Origin of the sequence: Cuneatibacter caecimuris (genome assembly GCF_004216775.1) — a bacterium.
GTDB classification, from domain to species: domain Bacteria; phylum Bacillota; class Clostridia; order Lachnospirales; family Lachnospiraceae; genus Cuneatibacter; species Cuneatibacter caecimuris.
The window spans coordinates 152,466-172,457 of record NZ_SGXF01000001.1; the positions used below are offsets into that span (position 1 = coordinate 152,466).

The 19,992-nt window shown below is 44.9% G+C and carries 20 protein-coding genes; 3 read left to right on the plus strand and 17 right to left on the minus strand.

Features of this window, described 5'->3' with window-relative positions; all coding sequences use genetic code 11:
• Window positions 1-21 precede the first annotated feature (21 nt).
• A complete protein-coding gene (locus tag EV209_RS00755) occupies window positions 22-2,550 on the minus strand; it encodes a glycyl radical protein (protein WP_130432089.1) in 2,529 nt (842 codons plus the stop codon).
• A 266-nt stretch (window positions 2,551-2,816) separates the two neighbouring features.
• Between EV209_RS00755 and EV209_RS00760 the strand changes: the two genes are divergently transcribed.
• The 3 genes from EV209_RS00760 to udk all read left to right on the plus strand — a co-directional run bounded on the left by EV209_RS00760 (window position 2,817) and on the right by udk (window position 4,464).
• Window positions 2,817-3,494, plus strand: a complete 678-nt coding sequence (locus EV209_RS00760) for a phosphatase (RefSeq protein ID WP_130432091.1) — start codon at window positions 2,817-2,819, stop codon at window positions 3,492-3,494.
• A gap of 27 nt (window positions 3,495-3,521) precedes the next feature.
• Window positions 3,522-3,767: an SRPBCC family protein gene (locus EV209_RS00765; RefSeq protein ID WP_243647462.1), complete on the plus strand. Its 246-nt coding sequence runs from the start codon at window positions 3,522-3,524 to the stop codon at window positions 3,765-3,767.
• An 88-nt stretch (window positions 3,768-3,855) separates the two neighbouring features.
• Window positions 3,856-4,464: a uridine kinase gene (gene udk / locus EV209_RS00770; protein ID WP_130432093.1), complete on the plus strand. Its 609-nt coding sequence runs from the start codon at window positions 3,856-3,858 to the stop codon at window positions 4,462-4,464.
• 177 nt (window positions 4,465-4,641) lie between these two features.
• On the opposite strand, the gene EV209_RS00775 is transcribed toward udk, so the two are convergent.
• The 16 genes from EV209_RS00775 to EV209_RS00845 form a co-directional block, all read right to left on the minus strand.
• Complete coding sequence (locus tag EV209_RS00775) at window positions 4,642-5,466, minus strand: SseB family protein (protein WP_130432095.1); 825 nt, start codon at window positions 5,464-5,466, stop codon at window positions 4,642-4,644.
• 162 nt (window positions 5,467-5,628) lie between these two features.
• On the minus strand, window positions 5,629-6,387 hold the full coding sequence (locus EV209_RS16555; RefSeq protein ID WP_243647463.1) for a hypothetical protein: 759 nt from the start codon (window positions 6,385-6,387) through the stop codon (window positions 5,629-5,631).
• Between the two features lie 122 nt (window positions 6,388-6,509).
• Entirely contained in the window at window positions 6,510-7,271 is a 762-nt protein-coding gene (locus EV209_RS16195) for an acyltransferase family protein (RefSeq protein WP_165388765.1), read from the minus strand.
• Window positions 7,272-7,273: 2 nt separating this feature from the next.
• Window positions 7,274-7,513: an acyltransferase family protein gene (locus EV209_RS00785; RefSeq protein WP_130432098.1), complete on the minus strand. Its 240-nt coding sequence runs from the start codon at window positions 7,511-7,513 to the stop codon at window positions 7,274-7,276.
• 289 nt (window positions 7,514-7,802) lie between these two features.
• The gene (wecB, locus tag EV209_RS00790) at window positions 7,803-8,915 is read right to left on the minus strand and encodes a non-hydrolyzing UDP-N-acetylglucosamine 2-epimerase (RefSeq protein ID WP_130432100.1); all 1,113 of its coding nucleotides are present in this window, start codon (window positions 8,913-8,915) and stop codon (window positions 7,803-7,805) included.
• Between the two features lie 9 nt (window positions 8,916-8,924).
• Window positions 8,925-9,485: an acyltransferase gene (locus EV209_RS00795; protein WP_165388766.1), complete on the minus strand. Its 561-nt coding sequence runs from the start codon at window positions 9,483-9,485 to the stop codon at window positions 8,925-8,927.
• The gene (locus EV209_RS16765) at window positions 9,463-10,086 is read right to left on the minus strand and encodes an acyltransferase (protein WP_130432102.1); all 624 of its coding nucleotides are present in this window, start codon (window positions 10,084-10,086) and stop codon (window positions 9,463-9,465) included. Before EV209_RS16765 ends, EV209_RS00795 begins: the two co-directional genes overlap by 23 nt.
• Window positions 10,087-10,095: 9 nt before the next feature.
• On the minus strand, window positions 10,096-11,583 hold the full coding sequence (locus EV209_RS00805; RefSeq protein ID WP_130432104.1) for a lipopolysaccharide biosynthesis protein: 1,488 nt from the start codon (window positions 11,581-11,583) through the stop codon (window positions 10,096-10,098).
• Between the two features lie 31 nt (window positions 11,584-11,614).
• Entirely contained in the window at window positions 11,615-12,835 is a 1,221-nt protein-coding gene (locus EV209_RS00810) for a nucleotide sugar dehydrogenase (RefSeq protein WP_130432106.1), read from the minus strand.
• Window positions 12,836-12,845: 10 nt separating this feature from the next.
• Window positions 12,846-14,183, minus strand: coding sequence for a glycosyltransferase (locus EV209_RS00815; protein ID WP_130432108.1), 1,338 nt, complete (start codon window positions 14,181-14,183; stop codon window positions 12,846-12,848).
• Window positions 14,184-14,342: 159 nt separating this feature from the next.
• Window positions 14,343-15,224: a glycosyltransferase family 2 protein gene (locus EV209_RS00820; RefSeq protein ID WP_130432110.1), complete on the minus strand. Its 882-nt coding sequence runs from the start codon at window positions 15,222-15,224 to the stop codon at window positions 14,343-14,345.
• Entirely contained in the window at window positions 15,215-15,964 is a 750-nt protein-coding gene (locus tag EV209_RS00825; RefSeq protein ID WP_165388767.1) for a glycosyltransferase, read from the minus strand. The genes EV209_RS00820 and EV209_RS00825 overlap by 10 nt, the downstream gene beginning before the upstream one ends.
• A 71-nt stretch (window positions 15,965-16,035) precedes the next feature.
• On the minus strand, window positions 16,036-17,160 hold the full coding sequence (locus tag EV209_RS00830) for a glycosyltransferase (RefSeq protein ID WP_130432114.1): 1,125 nt from the start codon (window positions 17,158-17,160) through the stop codon (window positions 16,036-16,038).
• A 3-nt stretch (window positions 17,161-17,163) separates the two neighbouring features.
• A complete protein-coding gene (locus EV209_RS00835) occupies window positions 17,164-18,183 on the minus strand; it encodes an acyltransferase (protein ID WP_130432116.1) in 1,020 nt (339 codons plus the stop codon).
• A gap of 7 nt (window positions 18,184-18,190) precedes the next feature.
• Entirely contained in the window at window positions 18,191-19,222 is a 1,032-nt protein-coding gene (locus EV209_RS00840; RefSeq protein ID WP_165388769.1) for a glycosyltransferase family 2 protein, read from the minus strand.
• Window position 19,223: 1 nt separating this feature from the next.
• The gene (locus EV209_RS00845) at window positions 19,224-19,985 is read right to left on the minus strand and encodes a GT-D fold domain-containing glycosyltransferase (protein WP_165388770.1); all 762 of its coding nucleotides are present in this window, start codon (window positions 19,983-19,985) and stop codon (window positions 19,224-19,226) included.
• Window positions 19,986-19,992: the final 7 nt, after the last annotated feature.

Genomic DNA, 19,992 nt, shown 5'->3' on the forward strand with positions numbered 1-19,992 from the left:
TTCCTCCTCATTCCCGCCGGGTCAATAGCCCTGCTGGGTGGTTCTGTTAATGATGTCATCCTGCAGCGATCTGGACAGGGTGGTGAACAGCGCGCTGTAACCGGCCACGCGCACCACAAGATGTTTATAATTCTCAGGGTGCTGCTGGGCGTCGATCAAAGTTTCCCGGCTCACCACATTGAACTGCATGTGCATGCCTTTCTGGTCGAAGAAACTGCGGATCAAGTTCACAAAGTTATCCAGCCCCCTTCTGCCGCTGAGGGCGCTGGGATGGAATTTCTGATTGAACAGGGTGCCGTTGGAAGCAATGATGTGATCCAGCTTCGCCACGGAATTCGCCGTCGCCGTAGGTCCATGGACGTCTCTTCCTGACGCTGGCCCCACGCCGTCCGCAATAGGCTGCCCCGCCAGCCGTCCGTCGGGAGTGGCTCCTGTCTGGGCCCCCAGGGGCACGTTCGCGGACACCGGGTACAGGCCCGCCTGATACTGGCCGCCCCGGGGATTCCTGTAGTTCTGCATAGGGCGGGTATAGAGATAGGCCACTTCTCTCGCAAACTCATCCACTTCCGGAAGGTCGTTGCCGTACTTGTCCACTCCGTCGATCAGCTCCAGAATCTCCTCAAAACGTTTCTTGTCTTTCTCCGGGATACCTGCCCCGATCACTGCCGCAAGAATCTGAGCGATCTGGCCGCTGTTCACCGGCTGTCCCTTGGCCTGCATCTCTTTTACAATATTCACAGTCACCTGTTCTGCAAATTCCGGCGTAATGCTCTTGCCAAAATTCATCAGCATGGCTTTTTTCATCTCTGCCATAGTAACCTTTTTCTCATCGAAAACCAGCTTCTTGATGGCGTAAAGCGCGTCTGTCATGTTGGCGATTCCAAAACCCTGGGGTCCGGTAAAGTTATAAACCGCTCCGCCTTCCTCCACAGCCAGGCCTCTGCCGATGCAGTCCTCCACCATACAGGATTCCCAGGGCAGCGGACACAGAAGGGAATGCGCCCTGTCAATGGCGTTATCCGAATTGACCAGCAGGCTGATGAAATATTCCATCTGCGCCTTGTAAGCGTCCCACACCTGCTGGAAGGAAGTCATATTCTCCACTTCCCCGGTGCGCGGCCCCACCTGCTCGCCGTTTTCCATACCATTGAAGAATACCATCTCCAAGGGGCGGCACATGTTGAAGAACGCAGCGTCATGCCAGCCGTCTGTCCTGCCCGGAACCTGGGGCTCCACGCACCCGATGATGGAATAATTCCTGGACTCCTGCAAAGAAGCGCCCCGGCTCATCAGCGCAGGAATAATCACTTCGTCATTATAATAGGCAGGAAGGCCTACGCCGGTCCTGGTCAGTTCCGCAGCCTTTACCAGAAATTCATGGGGCGTGCCGTTCCAGACACGGACGGACAGGGAAGGCTGGGGCAGCTGCACGTGCATGGAAGCCTGCAGGCACATGAAGGAAAGATCATTTGTCGCGTCCTCTCCGTTCTCATCCTGGCCTCCCGCGATCAGGTTCTGGAACAGTCCGTATCCCGCAAAACCTTCCGCGGAAGCGGCGTCTCTCACCTTGTTCAGGTCGTTGAGCTTCACCCAGATGCAGTCGATCAGTTCCTGGGCAAATTCAGGCGTAATCCGTCCGTTCTCCAGATCCGCTTTATAATAAGGGTACATCCACTGGTCAAAACGTCCCGGGGATATGGAATGGCCGCTGGACTCCAGCTGCAGCAGATACTGCACGAACCACATGCTCTGGCAGGCTTCGAAGAAGCTGGTGGCTCCCCTGGCGGGTACACGGCGGCAGTTCTTCGCAATCTGTTCCAGTTCGGCTCTGCGCGCCGGGTCGGAACAGGCCGCCGCTTCCTTCTCCGCCAGATCCGCATAACGGCCTGCATAGCGGATCACTGCTTCGCAGCTGCGGATCACAGCATCATAAAAATGAGTCCTTCTGTCATAATCCGCATCGCCGAAGCCGCACTTCGCCCTGGCTTCTTTTACTTCCTCAATAATCCCTTCAAAACCAACTGCCAGCACCTTGTCATACTGCACGTTGATATGCCCGATTCCATTATAATAATAGTTTCCGGTAGTAAATATATTGTGCTTGATGGCCAGCAGAGTCTCCGGCGCCATCAGAGATGTGGCCAGTTCGCTGGTGGTTCTGCCCTTCCAGTAGGGGTTCACTTCCCGAAGCTTCGCCTTCGTCTCTTCTGAAATATAGAAGGGATCGGCCGCCCTGGTCTCCAGGGTATCCAGTTCCGCGTTCAGCCACTCCCAGGAAAATTCCGGGAACGTCTGGCAGCCTCTGGGCGCGACAGTGGGGCTTCCCACAATCAGCTCATCTGGCCGGATGACCATGGGGATGTTGTCCAGAATATGTACGAACGCCTTGGACCTGCGGTCCATGATGGGCTGTCCCTCTGTTTCGCGGTAAGATTCTGTAATCAGCACCGCGCGGGAAGCCTCCACCTCCGGCATCTTCGCGTACATGGCCTCGATCAGCCGCGAAATCCTGGCAGGCTTGGGGACATCATAAATCTGATATCTTTCCATGTAGACACCTCTCCTTATTTTGATGAAGATATTATACCTGATTTTACTCACAATGTCAATACATCCCACAGAATAATCCAGGTTGATTTTTCGCAAAAGCCACATAAAACCACATCATTACACATTTTTTATAAATTCTTTTTGTAATACTGAATTGCATTAAAGCTGGCAGAAAGCGCCTCTTCTTGACACCACGTTCAATCTGTTTTATAGTATTTCATAATATCAGATCCATTTTCCCGGATTTTTGAAAAGAGGCGTCTTTTATGTATACAGATTATCATACACACACCATTGCCAGCGGGCACGGCACCAGGGATACCATCGACCGGCTGGCCCGGGCCGCCGCGGCAAAAGGAATCCAGATTCTGGGGATTTCCGACCACGCTCCGGCTATGCCGGGAGCGGCTTCCATATCCTATTTCAGAAACCTACGCTACAGCGCCAGGGAACGTTACGGCGTGCGGCTTTGTTTTGGAGCCGAGCTCAATGTACTGGACTTCTCAGGCAAAGTTGATCTCCCTGAAGATATCCTGCGCACCCTGGACTATGCTGTCATCAGCCTGCATCCCCAGTGCTTCCGTTCCGGCACTGCGGAGCAGAATACCACTGCTCTGATCCGGGCCATGGCAGCCCCTCATGTGCGCATTATCGGACACCCTGACGACGAAAAATACCCTCTGGATTATGACGTCCTCGTGATGGCGGCAAAAAAAGCCGGAGTTCTGCCGGAACTAAATAATTCTTCCTTGTCCCCTCACGGTTATCGCGGCGATTCCCGCCGCTATGACATACTTTTACTGGAAGCCTGCGCCCGCCACAATGTCCCCATTATCCTGGGCAGCGACAGCCACGGTGCTAAGCATGTAGGGGATTTCACATGGTGCCGCAGGCTGCTTGAGGAAACAGCTTTTCCGGCGGAGCTGGTTCGGGATATTTTATAACGGAAATTTTATGACTGGAGAAATGAAATGAGCAGAACAATGAATCCGATAAAAATGATGAAGCTGAAAAACGGCTGGGAACAGTTTAAGAAAAGGCATCCGAAATTCCCTCCCTTCCTTCAGGCCGCAGCCGCCAACGGACTCCAGGAGGGCTCTGTACTGGAAATGACCATCACCCTTCCCGACGGGCGCAGCATGACTGCTAATCTGAAGGTACAGAAAGAAGATTTGGAATTGCTGCAGGAACTGAAGGATTTGCAGGCTTCCCGCTGAGGCCGTGGCGGGGTCTATGGCCGAATCTGCGTGTGGCTGCATCAAATTTCAGCTCTTTACCGAAAAGTTATGACGGAGGATTTTACAAATGAAGATCATTGGCATCGCCGGAGGCACAGGTTCCGGCAAATCCACCTTTACCAACAGGCTCAAGGCCGCATTTGGCAGCCGGATCGCCGTGCTCTATCACGATAATTACTACCGCTCCCAGGACAGCGTGCCTCCTGAAGAAAGAAAAAAAGTCAATTATGACCACCCGGACGCGCTGGAAACAGACCGGCTGGTCCGGGATCTCCGGGAATTAAAAGCCGGAAACCCCATCGACTCTCCGGTTTACGATTTCAGCACGCATAACCGCAGCAGACGCACCATCCACATAGAACCCAGGGAAATTATTCTGGTGGAAGGAATTCTGGTACTGTCCGATCCCCTGTTGAGAGATATGCTGGATGTTAAAATTTTTGTGGAGGCAGACGCGGACGAGCGCATCCTCCGCCGGGTCATCCGGGACGTGAAAGAAAGAGGCCGGGATCTGGAAGGGATTGTGGACCAGTATCTGTCTACCGTCAAGCCCATGCACTACCTTTATGTGGAGCCCACCCGTTCCCTGGCTGATCTGGTGATCAACAGCGGGATGAATGAGGTGGCTTTTGAAGTGATGAAAAGCAAAATTGAGAAGTGGCTGGAAGACAGGTAGCCCCCTGCAGGAGCTGCGCAAACAATGTTGTTCCGCATTGTGTCTGAAAAAACACGCCCGGGAAATACCGCTTCTGTTGAAGCATCGGCATTTCCCGGGCGTCATTTATATTTTTATATTTTTCTTTCAAATTGGATTAGCTGCGGCTTTCTCAGCTTCCTTGATAAAAAAGTTCCGTCAGGCATTCGTCATCTGTTCCAGCTTTTCCCGCGCAAGAACCAGCTGCAGCGTGGAAGGATTCAGCAAAAAACCTACCGCCTCCTGGTTCAGGAACTCATTCAGCTTCGCAAAAGGAACCGCGCCAAGACGCATTTTTTCTTTCTTACCATTGTAGAACTTCCGGAATTCCCCCATATCTGTGAACAGAGGCTGGTATACTTCACCGTTTTTGCCTTTCAGGCAGGGAATCCTAACATTTTGCGCCAGCTTCTTGGGATCAGTTTCACCCTCGTCCCCTGTGGTCTCCACTGCAATGATATAGCGGCTCCGCTCCAGGTTCACCATCATCTCTTCTTCCATCTCCTGCAGCCGCTTTCTGGTCAGCTCATCCGCATCCGCAGGATTCCTCTTGCGGAGTTCCTGCATAAAATACACGGCTGTCAGCTGAAGCTGGGGATTTACCAGCGGAAGCTTGCCCGCATTGAGTTTTTCAATATCCGGCTTTTCATGAATCTCTTCCAGTTCCACTCTCACCGGGCCGCTCTCCCCTTCATGGATCATCACCGCGTTCACGCCCTGGGTATACAGGCTCATCCAAAAGCCGGGAATCTGCGCTTTTTCCACCCGGACAGTCTGCATGGGCGTCTGCAGCTCTTCTATCTGTTCTTTTACAAACGCTTTTACCGTTTCCTCGCTGTCAAAAAGATGTACCTGATCGTCAAACGTATCCTTGTCGCATTCCACGTAAGGCATACGTGTGAACGGTGAAAAGGGTACAAAAAACTGCTCCAGGTTTTTAATCCGCTTTACGGTAAATATGTTCTGTTTATTCTGTGCTGACATTCCAAATCTCCCTCTGCGCCCGGCAAAAGCCCCGGACTCTTATGTTTGTGCTTTTTGTATTATAGCATAGAATTTGAGGGAGGGGAAGCAGGAAAATTTGAAGGCATGCGGGAATTCTGCGGCTTCCTGTCCGGCAGAACCGCGATCAGGCTGATTTATCTATCATTCTATTTTTCTGGTCCTGCGCTGCTGAATCTCCATCTGTATGGCATTTTTCTCCGGCACTCTGATTATGCCGAATCTCCAGAAAATCGGATAGATATAAGAAATTCCCCTGATATCCCCAAGAGCCTTTGGCCTCTCCAGCTCCCCGCGGATCTCCTGCGCGTTCCGAAAGGCCAGCATCACACTGCTCCATGCCAGGCTCTTGCTGTTTTCCCGCCGGTCGATCCACAATTCCTTTGTCAGCCGGCCGCTGCGTCCTGCCTTTAACGTATATTTAAATGGAAGCCCTGACAAAGTACGAAATGGATAGCTCTGAAAGGCTACCACTGAATTCCACAGGTTTTCTTCAGTCATATCTTCTTTTAATGCTTTCAGCCTCCGTTTTCTCTCCCGGTACTTCCTGATTCTCTCTGCTGTCTCACTGGTTTCCGCTCCCTTATATGCCGCTTTGACATATGGAAGGTAGGAATGAATTGACGCTCTGGAAAGTCCGGTCTCATCCATTAGCTCCTGTATGGATTTTCCTGACTGAAACAGGCGGTTCACCTTATCTGATACAGCGGATTCGTAAACTCCTGCTGTGATCAGGAGCTTGCGTACCTTTAATGGGTTCAGGTCAAACTGATCGGATATTTCCTGGAGAGAGGGGTGGTCTCCTTCCGGGGTGAGATCCTGATAGGATTCGGATACTGCTTCCAGAAGTTCCTGCATGATTCCTTGTTTGGTATGGGATGTGAGTTTGTTTAATTCAGACATGGGTTTGCTTCCTTTAGGGTCTGGTGATGGGATGGTTTTTGTTTCAATCTATATGGAGTAAGTTACCATCCATAGCTTCTCCAATCGTAATTTTTTTGTCTACAGAAAAGTATAATACTCTTTTAGTGTGCGCCGTACCGCACCTTTACAGCACTTAGCAGCAAACATAAAGGAATCATTGCAAGGACACAACATACAAATTTAGCTGAATCCAATAAACCATTAGAAATGTCAATAAAACGCTTAACCATCAGAAATAACTTTGCCAGGAACATTAAAACAATCGCATGACTGCACATAATCGTTAACGAATTTCTCCCATACCAAGACAGAACCTTTTCTAATGCAGGTATCCTGCAAATTATCTGACAAAGAAGAATTACAAAATAGCTCCCACTTACTGCACCTATGAGAAAGAATACTGGATTTCCATAGTCACTACTGTTGACCGAAACAAGAGTGTTATGACAAAACGAAGCAACGTTGATTGCCAGTAATACGCACACTGAGGCCATCTGTTTCAAAATAGGAAGACATGCCATGTGGTCGACAATTTGCTTTGAATAATATCCAATCAGCATAAAAGGGACCAATGTAATGCCAATATCTGCCCGAAAGGGGTAAAAGAATCCATATTTCCTTCGCAAATTTGCCAGACACAGTCCAACAGCAAAACATAATAGTGCAGCCATACTTTGAATATATGTACTCGATTTTCTCTCAAAAGATATCATCATTATCCAGTCAAATACACATTTACAGACAAAGAATGCGACTAAAAACCACAGTGGATAGTTCCACATACTTGTCCCAATCAAGAAACTAAATATTCTCTGTACAATTTGTGCGATATCCAACCCATCTTTTGTTAAAAGCAAGCTCATTTCTATGCAGAGGCCAATCCCCCCCCCATATAATAAGGGATTAATGTTTTCCTTACATTTTCTAACAATGCCTTTGGCTTAGTATAGCACAAACCACTGCATATAAAAAACATAGGCATAAAAAATGTGCATTGCCACGATACGATAATGTTTTCACCAGTCATTGCATGACCAAATATAACCAAAATAATTCCAATTCCTTTTGCCATATCTATAAATGGTTTACGTTGATTACTGCTCATTTAAAATATTCCTCTCTCAAGGAGATTTCTTTTACATAGCTACAATAAAACCGTCGAAAAATCTCTATGCCAGCAGATAGACAGATACAAATCGCACACAGGAAGATCCTAAGATTCTTATATGCTATAAGAGCTAAATACAATCGGAAAGAGCGTAGAGCAATTCATTAATACTTTATGAATACACGCGTTTTTCCTGTTTCAATAAAGATATAAGAATGGGATAATTCTTTCAAACACCGCGCCAGAATAAAAAATTTGCTAAAAGGCTTCGCTATCGTGTTCAGCATCAGTCCTGCTGTTTAGTTAAATGTGCTTCGAGAATATCTGCAATTCTCTCACAAGCTCGGCCGTCTCCATACGGATTTGCCGCGTGCGCCATAGCCTGGTAGGCACCCTCGTCAGTCAGCAATTCGGTAAAATTCCGGTAAATAACCTCTTCCTCTGTACCCACCAACTTCAAAGTACCCGCGGCGATACCCTCAGGGCGTTCTGTCGTGTCGCGCATGACTAGAACAGGCTTTCCAAGACTGGGGGCTTCTTCCTGGATTCCGCCGGAATCCGTGAGAATCAGATGGCTGCGCGCCTGGAAATTATGGAAATCCAGCACATCCAACGGCTCAATAATATGGATTCGTTCATCATCACCCAGAATAGAATTCGCGGTCTCGCGAACTACAGGATTCATATGGATCGGATAAATAGCTTTGACATCTGGCTGCTCGTCCATGACACGGCGAATTGCCCGAAACATGTTCTTCATCGGTTCACCAAGATTTTCACGACGATGTGCTGTAATCAGGATCAGGCGACTCCCTGCAGCCCACTCTAACTCAGGGTGCGTGTACTCCGAGCAGACCGTGGTCTTCAGCGCATCAATTGCGGTGTTGCCTGTGACATAGATCGTCTCAGGCCTCTTGCCTTCCCTGAGAAGATTATTTCTTGAGAGCTCGGTGGGTGCAAAATTGAATTGGCTAATAATTCCGACTGCCTGACGGTTAAATTCTTCCGGGTAAGGAGAATAAATATTGTATGTGCGAAGCCCAGCTTCAACATGACCAACCGGAATCTGCAGATAGAAACAAGCAAGAGCCGTCACAAAAGTCGTGGAGGTATCTCCATGCACAAGAACAACATCAGGCTTCACCTTTTCCAGGATATCCTTGATACGCTCCAGAATATTGACCGTAACATCGAACAACGTCTGCTTGTCCTTCATGATCGACAAATCATAATCCGGAACAACATGAAACGCCTCCAAAACCTGATCCAGCATCTGTCGGTGCTGACCGGTCACGCATACGATTGTCTCAATGGTTTTTCGCCCCTTCAGTTCATTCACCAGCGGACACATTTTTATTGCTTCGGGCCGCGTACCAAAAACCAGCATCACTTTTTTCATGTTCATCCCTCACCCAATCTCTTTTTCTTTAATTATTTTACGTTCCATTGTCTGATACTCTTTCATGAAAATTTTGTTTTGTCGTTTCAATTCATCATATCTTTTTTCATCGCGATATTTAATGACTCTAGCCGGGTTTCCCCCGACAACAGCAAAGGCTGGAACATCTTTAGTAACTACAGCACCCGCAGCGACTATGGCTCCTTCACCTATTGTAATACCCGGTAGAATGAGAACATGTGATGCAATCCATACATTCTCTTCAATCGAGACAGAAGATACTAATACCTTTTCATCAAAGGGAAGCATATTCAGTTCTATACCATCGTAGTAATGATTTGCAGTTCGTATGTCCACTGTGTCAGCAAGAATCGTCCCACTTTTGATAGTCACTTTTCCCTGTGCATAGATCTTTGTTCCTTCTCCAATGTAAACATTGTCGCCCAGGAATATATTGTCAGGGTGCCCGAAAACACAGTCCGGCATTATTACGCAGTTTTCACCCATGTTTTTTATTGGAGTAACTCCCCCCCCCAGACTCGTTAGTTTACATATAAGCCGTTTTATCATACAAAATCTCCTTTATAATCTTCGCTGGATTGCCCGCGACAACGCAATGGCCATTGGGAAAACTCTTTGTTACAACGCTTCCGGCGCCCACAACTGTCCCATCACCTAACGTAACCCCCGGTAAAATTGTGGAATTCATTCCAATCCAGCAATTCTGTCCGATATTTACATCTTTTCCAGGCATATGTTTTTTCAAATCCTGTACATCATGATTAGCAGTTATTATACCGACATTGGCCGCTATAAAAGTCCCTTTTCCAATTCGAATATAAGCATCAGATGCTGCCTGGAAATAACATCCGCCTTTTTGGAAATTTTCCAGATCATCGATATCGAATATAAAATTTTCCCAATTCATGAATTGAGAACGAAATGAAACAGGGAAAGGAATATGTCTTTGGTATCCAATAATCTTCTGAATAAAAAAATTCTCCATTACCCAGCGCCATCCATTCGTATATTTATAGCTGCTGAATTCTTTGCCCTTTAGATACTGGTGATCATAAAAGATATATCCGATACATTGAGCTCCGATTTTTTTCAAAAAACTAAATCCTGCCCGCATGTATTGCTTAATACTGTATTTTCGTAAATCCTTCATCGCTTTACCTCATTCATATGTGACACTGTTAAGCTGCCTCCAATTGGTCAGCAAATCCTTTTTGTTGATCCATACATAAAGGATCATCCAAATAATTCCCAGTCCGATAGAAGTCACAATTGAAATCTGACGGCTTATTCCAGAGAAAACTCCATACCGGACCGCTGAGAAAACACCCCCCAGCAGAGCTGTCTCTGCAATATACATCCCGATTTTTTTCCATGGCATAATCCTGGAAAAAGGAACATGAATGATCCGGCTGGAAAAACCAAGCTGAACTACTGCCATAATTGATGTGACCACAAGACTGGAAACAGCCGGGCCAATAAAACCAATGACAAAGCAGAAAGCGATATTACCTGCAAAGTTCAAAGTCAGGGTAAGCAGAGAACTATAAAAAACAAATTTTGTTTTTCCAGTGGCATTTAGAATAATCCCCCAGTAAATTGCCCTGAATAACAAAATCACCGCATAGATTCTGAAAACCATGACACCACCGGAAGTCACATATTTCTCGGAATAAAACAGGGACATTATATCAGGTGCAAATACGATAAAACCGCCGACAATGAGAGACATAAAACAGAACGAAAGATTCGCGGCATAGCCCCACATCTCAACTGCCTTCTCATTCTTTCCGCGGCCAAGCAACCTAACAAATTTCGGCAGCAGAACCGCAGTCAAAGAGGTGGCCAGGATCGTCACAGGCAGTTCTTTCGCAGCATTAGCAAAGATCGCATATTCTTCTGTTGTAAAAAATTTTCCAATCACGAGCTTATCCAGCTCCGCATTCAGTGTGCCAACAACCGAAGCAAGTCCCATTGGAACAGAAAATGCAAAGACCTCTTTTATTATTCTTTTTGAAAGCAAGGGCCTGATAGCTCCCACCAGCTTATTAATCCAGCCTAAAGCAAATAAAGCAAAGCCCATCATCACTGCCATATACAACGCCATGTACTGCTGGAAAGACATCCCTACCGCCTTCGTAAACAGCAGAACCAACAATGTCGAAATAGCATAAAAAACGTTAAATATAATCAACCGGTTAGCCTTGCCGTAGACGACACATGTATTTCCCAAGCTGTTAATCATCAGGGAGGACCATGGATAAATCGCAAAAACATACGCGAATGCTGTAATTGCCGGATTATTAAAGTAGCGGATAATCATCGGAACTGCACAAAAAAGGCACAGCGCAATTGCTGCCATCAAAATGGTACTTAAGGTCATATAAATGGACATAAACCTCTTCTTTTCCTCTTCTGTTTCAGCTTTTGCCAGGAAATAGTTTATGCTATTCGGCAGGCCTAACATTAAAATAGTTGAAACAAGGTCTGTCACCATTATGATCTGAGAATAAGTACCAAATTCCTCCAGCGTTCTAAATCTCGCCAGAAGCATTGATGTAGCCAATCCAATTAATGATACTGCAACTCTCGAAACTGTCAAATATATTGCGTCACCGCCAACTGATGATTTTCTACCGAATAGCTTCATGTCTTCTCCATTCTACCCAGGGAATCTGATTTTACAGTTTAAAGACTCCGTCTAAATTGCAGATATTGCGTGTATCCAGCACAACCTTATTTTTCAACTCGACCATATGCTCCCTGATTTCGCTATGGGCAACCATAATAACCACCATATCAACGGCATCCAGAAATGTGTCCAGATCATGGAACTGATTTGCCACAACATCCTTCGTAATAAGCGGATCGTAAACCTTTAAACCGGTAGCCAGATGGCGTTCCTGGCTCTCCAGCAGTTGGAGTGTGGGAGATTCCCTCATATCATCCACATTTTCCTTATAAGTCAAACCATACAGGCCAACTCGTCCGATCTCCTTCAGACCCTTTTCCTTCATAATTTCGTAAATGCGGTTCAAAACGAAATCAGGCATACCGTCATTGGTTCTCATAGACTCGTCAATCACCTTTGCCAGAGAGGGATAGTCACCAACCAGAAACCAGGGATCCACACTGATGCAGTGTCCGCCAACACCAGGACCGGGCTGCAGAATATTGACTCTGGGGTGCATATTGCAAATACGGATGATTTCATATACATCCATATTGTCGTGACGGCATATTTTTGCCAATTCATTTGCAAAAGCGATATTTACTGCACGGAAGGTGTTTTCAACGACTTTCGTCATTTCCGCAGTACGAATATCTGTTACAACGATTTCTCCCTGACAGAAAGATGCGTACAATGCTTTCACCTTTTCTCCAATTTCTTTGTTATCCGCCCCAATCGTCCGGTTATTATGCAGCAGCTCATAGACCATGTTTCCGGGAATGATTCTCTCAGGGGCATGGACCAGATGGATATCCTCACCAATCGTAAAACCGTTTGCTTCAATCACAGGACGGACATACTTGTCGATGGTTCCCGGAGAAATGGTAGACTCAATCACGACAGTTGCGCCCTTAGGGCAAACAGCCATAACGCTTTTGACCGCCGAAATAACATAGCAGGCATCTACTTTTTTGCTGAACTTGTCATAGGGTGTCGGAACAGAGACAATGTAAGTATCCGTCACCTGATACTCTGTACTGAACTTAATACCTGCATTTAAAGCGGCCTGAAACAGTTCATCAATGCCGTCCTCTTTGAAGGTCGTATATCCAGCCCTCAGTGTGTCAACAAGTTCCTTATTGTAATCTGTACCGATAACCTCCACTCCGTGAGACGCCATCATAAGAGCCGTAGGAAGGCCAATATAGCCCAAACCAATTACATTAATCATTTTACTTACCTCACATTCGTTTTAAATACTCAATGCTAATTGCTTCATAGCTGAATTTATCCACATCACTATCACAGTGCGCCTCGCGATTAAATAACCCAAGCACATATTCTTTCAGCAGAGAAAGGTCCTCAGTCGCAGCTGCTTCACAGGCACAGCCCGCCTTCGATGCATTGATTAGCTGAGCAACCTCACTGTTCACAACATCACCAGTTACAAGCGCGATGATCGGAACATTTCTGATCGCCATATATTCAAATAGCTTTCCGGGAACAACCCCTTGATATGCTTTTTCATTCCAGGTCAGAAGAAGCAGCGCGTCAGCCTCCTTCTGCATGGCAATAGATTCCTCTCTTGAAACAAAACCGTGATCAACTGCCGCATTCTCTAAACCATATGCCTTAAGCTGTGTGATCAACTCCGGAAAGTCGGGACCTGCATACTCAAACGTAAATCCATCTGCAGGAATCTTTTCTTCCATGATTAATTCTTTCAAAACGCCAGCCAGCATATCAACGCAGCGTTTTCCGTGATACAGAGTTCCAGTATATACAAAATTCAGCTTTGTCTTATCGAAATCTACATGGATACCGCTCTGAGCAGCATCATCCGGATCAAAACCATTGGTTATGATATCAATAGGTTTATCGCAACTAGGATCCGCTTGACGGATACCATCTGCAATTCCCTTAGAAACACAGACAACCCGATCGGCAGCATTCAGGATATTTTTAAGACATTTCAAATCATAGTCAGCTTCCTGCTTTCTATTCCTAAATCCAGGGTTATACAAAGGATCCCGAAAATCAGCAATCAACTGCTTGCAGTATCCGTTTTTTCTCAGCCATATACCCATTAGGAAAGCTCCATAGGTGGGATACGTAGCAATCACGGTATCAAACTGGGGCAGTTTCTTTTCCAGGAAAGTCTTCTTTAATCCCATAAACATGCAGATATCTTCCTGCTTCGCAATGTTGAAATAAAACTGCCAGCCAAGATAGCCTTTCAGCCGCGCTTTTAGGCTAGGCTTAGCATTCTGAACTGCACTTACCTGTTTAGGCATCGCGTTTGCCTGATTGGTAAGCCGGGCTTGTCCTGATCTTCTGCGATGGTCCAGATAACCCTTGATTTTGGTCCATCTTTTTACTTCTGGAGCGTAAATTTCAGTTATCTGAGGATCCGGGCACGGCGTCAGATAATTTTTAGTCCAGGTATCCTGCTGGCTAGATGTCAATACCGTCACATCGCAGCATTTTCGTGCAAAATACTTTGCCAATTTAATAGCCCTGACTGAGGCCATTGCATTTTTATGTTTGTAGTAATAAGACAGAATCAGTATTTTCTTCATTGTATTTTAAACGCTACCTCTTTCTTTCCTCTAAAAAGTAATATATGATTTTATCACCTCATACAATTTCTCACCAGTAAATCTAGTTTACTATGTATTTTTGTATATGCTGTATTCGGACTACGTTCAAACAGCAATAATAAATTATTGGGGGGATTATCACTTTTCTCCCTCATCCATCTTCTTCAGCTTACGATACAGCGGCGCACACAACCAGCCAAGCATCATTTCAATTGCGTGACCATTGCGCGGATACTCTGCTTTTCGTCCTGATTGCATTAAAAATGCTTGCGATATAATTGCGTTTTTTATCCGATTCGGTAAATCCCCGCTGCGCAGCATCCTGCGGTAATAACAAAAAGAAGTGCCCATTGGGTTATTCAGAAGCAATCGGCGGTAGTTGGATGTCAAGCCATCCGGAAGATATTCGCAATAATAGAGCACGTCCTTAGATAATCGCATTGGTCCATAAGCATCCAAATCCGCATATAGACTGTCCTCAGGAACAAACTTTTCCCCATCAAACTCTGCAAAGGGGTGTTCTTTCATCAAGGATGTTTTAAAAAAAAGTACGGTATCGCCTGTAAAACCATACTTTTCCTGAAGGCCCATCATCGTGCATTCCTCAAGCGCATCTGGCCAATCAGCACAAATCGGTTCATGTTTTTCAAAATCCCCCCGCTTTGCCAAGATACCGATATGATTCTGTTTGTCACAATTCGACCAGATCTGTTTTGCATTATCAACGGCATCAGGACTCAATGCATCATCTGAATCTACGCATACGCTCAGTTCGCCCAAAGCCTCCTGGATTCCCTTATTATGTGCCCGCTGCTTTCCACCGTTTTCCTGATAAAAGTAACGTATCGAAATCATATTTTCCTGCTGAAGTGTTCGAATCAGCTCTTCCGTGTTGTCCGTTGATCCATCGTTTACAATAATCCACTCAAAATCTTGATTTATTTGTGCCACTAAGGATGCATACAGCCGCTCCAGTGTATATGCCCGGTTGTATGATGGCGTAATAATGCTCAAGAACATTCTTGTTCCTCCTCGTCCTTCTGATACAGCTTCCTTCCTTCACACATCCATTTCCAGGCACTTACAATAGGCACATCACGGAAAATAGATCGCTTTTTCAGCAAAATAAACGCAATAGAAAACAAAGCAAATGCTTTCCGGTAAATCCTGTAAAAACATGCCCCTCGCTTTACAAAGTAATCCTCATTAAATCCCTGCTGCCATTTCATCCGCCCAGGAGGATCCGGACGTAAATAACAAATTGTTTCCGGAACGTACCAAATTGTCAGTCCTGCACGAAGCGCATCCGCCAAAAAGGCATTCTCCTCACAGGCACCATATTTCGCGCCCAATCCCAGCAATGGACAGAAAAATATATCAGCATCCGAGATCGGCTTAGTTCGGAACGTCAGTTCCACAGAAGCAACCTTACTGATTGTGAAAATGTTCAGCTTTCTGGCAGTTTTAAACTGCCGGCGGGTATTCTGTGTCAGACTTTCTGTAAAAGAAAACGCAATAATATCAGCATCAGGATGTTCCTGATAAGCCTTCTGGATTTTATCAAGATATCCATCCAGATAGATCAGATCATCATCACCCAAAATGGCAATATCTCCTGCTGCATTTTTCAGAAGCATGTTTCTGCTATTAGAAAGCCCCCGTTCCTCTGTTGAAATCATGCGCAGCCGCTTTCCATCAGATGTTACCTGTTCGTCTGTCCGTTCAATATTAGTCTGATTCACAACAAGAACATCTTCCACACACTTTATCTCCTGTAGAAAAGCTGCGTCCGCTTGGTGCATCGTGGATATCAAATGTTCAATTTTCATACTTACCTTCCATTTATGCGCATTGCTTCGTGATACACATCCAACAGCGTTACTGCGGATAGGTTAATGTTAAACTGTGTTTTTTCTACAATCTCTGTAGCTGCAATTCTTCCGCAGCGAGGCTTTTCCGCTAAAGCATGAATGTATTCTGCCCAGCGCTCCACATTATCAAGAGGCAAAAATTCTGCTGTTTCAAGAATATTTAAGTCTGCAGAGATTGTATCTGCAAACAGGCAGCACAAGCCATTAGCTTGAGCCTCAACTGCCGCCAGGCTTAATGCCTCATGCAAACTGGGCATAATAAAAAGATCCATTGCAGAAAGATATTGGCTTACGTTTTTCTGCATGCCTGTCATAATTACAGAATCTTCCATTCCTTTTTCCAGGATCTCATTCCTAATTTGAGGGGTTAAGCTCCCTTCTCCCACAATAATCAGCTTGATCTTCACATTCGGATACATTTTCACATACTGCTCAAACATGTGTACCGCAAACAGCGGGTTTTTTACAGGCTCAAGGCGACCGACATATCCCAAAAGAACGGTATCTTCCTCAATAGACAATTGTGATCTTATCCGTTTTCTGTTTTCCGCAGAAAATGCAAATTGTTTTAGATCAACTGCATTGGGTATAATCCGAAAATCCGGTGCGCTCCACAGCCACTCTCCAGCTTCTTGACTGCAGGCAAGACGGATGCATGGTATCTTTCTCAATTTATGAACGTTCATCCTGTGAAGAACAGAGCGAAAAGCACCTACGGCGTTTACAGTATGCGCATGAACAACTGGTATAATCCCAGCTCTGTTTGCGGCTAAAACTGTCAGAATATTGGCTGCTGTCTGAATATTGATATGCACTGCATCGTACTGCTCTTCTTTCAAAAGCTTTGTCAGCCGAGATATAAAACGCAGCGGATTCCTTTTATAATTTGGCAGCGTCAAAATTTTTCCGCCTAGTGATTTTATTCTGTCATCTCCGGCAATTCCCGCGCCATAGATATCCGCATAATCAAACAGAACTCCATACTCACTGAGTTTTGTAAAATAATTGAGTGAAAAACTTTCGATTCCACCCATAATACTGGACAGCCCGATTTGTAAGACTTTCATCTTCCGAATTCCTTTCATTTGTTAATTTATACCCAAAAGTATCTTCCTCACCCCCGGAATCTTGGAGATGCAGAAAGAGACCACCACAGATATCCCATACACAGCAGCACATTTTACCTCGCAAATGAAAAGACTGTTAGCCCCTGAGAATCCCGCATACTCAAATGCCGTCATCACCAGCATATGAATATAGAAAACGCCTATTGAAATATTAGATAAACATGTTATCAGGTAACCATGGCGAAAGGTTCTGTTTTGAAAAAACGCAAATGCTCCAATTGAGGCTAATACAACACCCGGTGTTAGATAATTTTTGTAAAAATAACCCTGAAAATTAATTCCCGAAAAGGCATACTCACTCCACACAAGAATGCCTGTGATAGCACAGCCGCAAACAAACAGCCGGATTGCATTTCTCTTTGTAATTTCTGAACCATATTTTTTCAAATAATATCCCAAAAGAAAATATCCTAAATAGCCCTCACACATGACCAAATCAACATGACTGGATAATCTAAACGAAGGAAAGAAATGTTCCAGCATAGGTTGTAATACAGAAAAAAGCAGCCACACGCCAAGTACGTACTGATAAACTCTTCGGCTTATATGATGTACAAGGGTTGTTAAAACCGGCAAAAGTAAATAAATGGCCAGCAAGGTGTACATAAACCAGAACTGGTAGTAGGCCGGCTCATACAGAAGAGAGGTAAATGCGAAACTATTTAAGGGAATCTTTTTCAGAATGATTCTGAAAAAAACGTATATAAAACTCCACACCAAAAACGGTATACCCTGTTTTGTAAATCGCTTCCTCATATTCTTCAACGGAAACGAACTCTCGGACTCCAGCAACAGCGCACCAGAAATCATCAAAAAGCATGGTACAGACACAAGGCAAAATGCGTCAATCCACATAGCAATAATATTGGATGATTCATTATTACCAGCTATAAATGCAACATTACCATGAATGACTACAACCATAAAAATCGCGATTACACGAAGATAATCATATCCAATCACTCGCTTCTGGTCTCTCATTTTGCTTTCACCTCTTATGAAATCTGTATAAATAGTAGGCTCGAATCGCAAATGCCTGTCTGTATTTTATCAACAGTGAGATCGCCTTCACCTTCCTATCCAGCGCGTCAAAATTTGCAAAGGCAGAAATTACCCCATCATCATTCAGGATATCTTTCAGCTCGTTTTTTTTGTCCTTTTCTGTTCTGCCTTCTGCCGCCCGGCAAGCATTTCCAACGCATTCACGAAAATAGCACCTGGAAGTAACTGTAAGCCGCCTTACCAGTTCTTCTCTACCAGAAAACTTTTGAATAATCTCAGAAAGGTAATTAATCAGCCTTTTCCGCTCTTCAAACATCCCTTTCTTATACACAAAAAAGGAATTCATAATAGACTCGGTATTACATTGATAATAATAGAAACCCTTGTCACATATGACCGCCTTCCCAGCTTTTTCCAGATACCGGAGTGTAAATACCAAATCCTCCGCAAAGTGAATATCCTCTGGAAAACGGACAGCATGATCTTTAATCTTATCCGCTTTAAACAAACATCTTACAACACTTCCCCACAAAGGGACATTTGCATCATTATCCGTTGTGTTTCCCACTAAAGCAGCAACCAATATCTGCCCAATCTCTTCCAATTGAAATATAGTCCTATCCGGCCAGGGAAATCCAAATTTCCGCTGATCTCTCTCACTGTAGATATCACAGAAAACGATATCCGCGGTCTGCTGCTCCATATATGCAACCATTGTCTGATACATATTCGGATCGATCAAATCGTCGGAATCACAGAATCCGATATATTCTCCTGTTGCATACGTTATGCCAATATTTCTGGCAGCACTGGGACCGCCATTCTCCACTCTGTAATAATGAAAGCGATTATCCTGCTCTGTCCGCGCCCTGCAGATTTGAGCAGACCGGTCAACAGAACCATCATCAATTAAAATCACTTCTAATTCCGGATATGTCTGTGCTGCAACGGAGTCCAGCGTTTCCTCCAGAAACTTTTCGGAATTAAATACAGGAATAATAACACTAACTCGTTTCATTTTAAATCCCTTCCAGCGGATCATCCCAGCAATGTCCGGCATCAATACACCAATATCCGCGCTTAGACAAACGATAAACCAACACCTTTCCTGCAGGCCCAGCTGAAATCGTCAGCATAACATCTTCCGGTGTCCAGTGATTCTCTTCTACTGCCTTTATTACGCGCGCTTCCAACTCATTTAGTTCCTCAAACGCATTCTTAGAAGGGCACTGGATAAACGTTACATTTTTATTGTATGTACTTGCAAAATACTTTGCATATGCCCAAGAGTTATGAATAAATATCACATTGCTGGGGCATGCCTCGTTTTTCCAAATTTGCGAATAGATTTTCTTATTGTTGCTCTGGAAGAGAAACGAATCACCATATGGAATATCATGACGAAAACTCTTTTTAAAGTCATATCTGGATTCAGCCCAACTTGATACATAGACCCGCTTTTTCATGAGCTTAAACCCGTTAACACTCAAAAACTTTTTTGGCACCGCAAGCAGATATAAACAGTGTTTGTTATCCGCTTCGTATTCATTCTTTATCTTTTCGAAAACTTCCTGAAGCTCGGGAGACCACCTCTGGTAATGGATATCTTTTTGGCGGTAGATTCCAAATTCACCATCCCCGAAGCGAATCAGGCATCTTCTTTTTAAAATTTCATTAATAGTTTCCTCTGCATTCAAAAAAAATCCATCGATGCCAGAAAAAGATAAAATGAAAGATTTTAAAACAGAAAACCATATTTTTATTCTTTTTCGATAGTTCATAGACTCC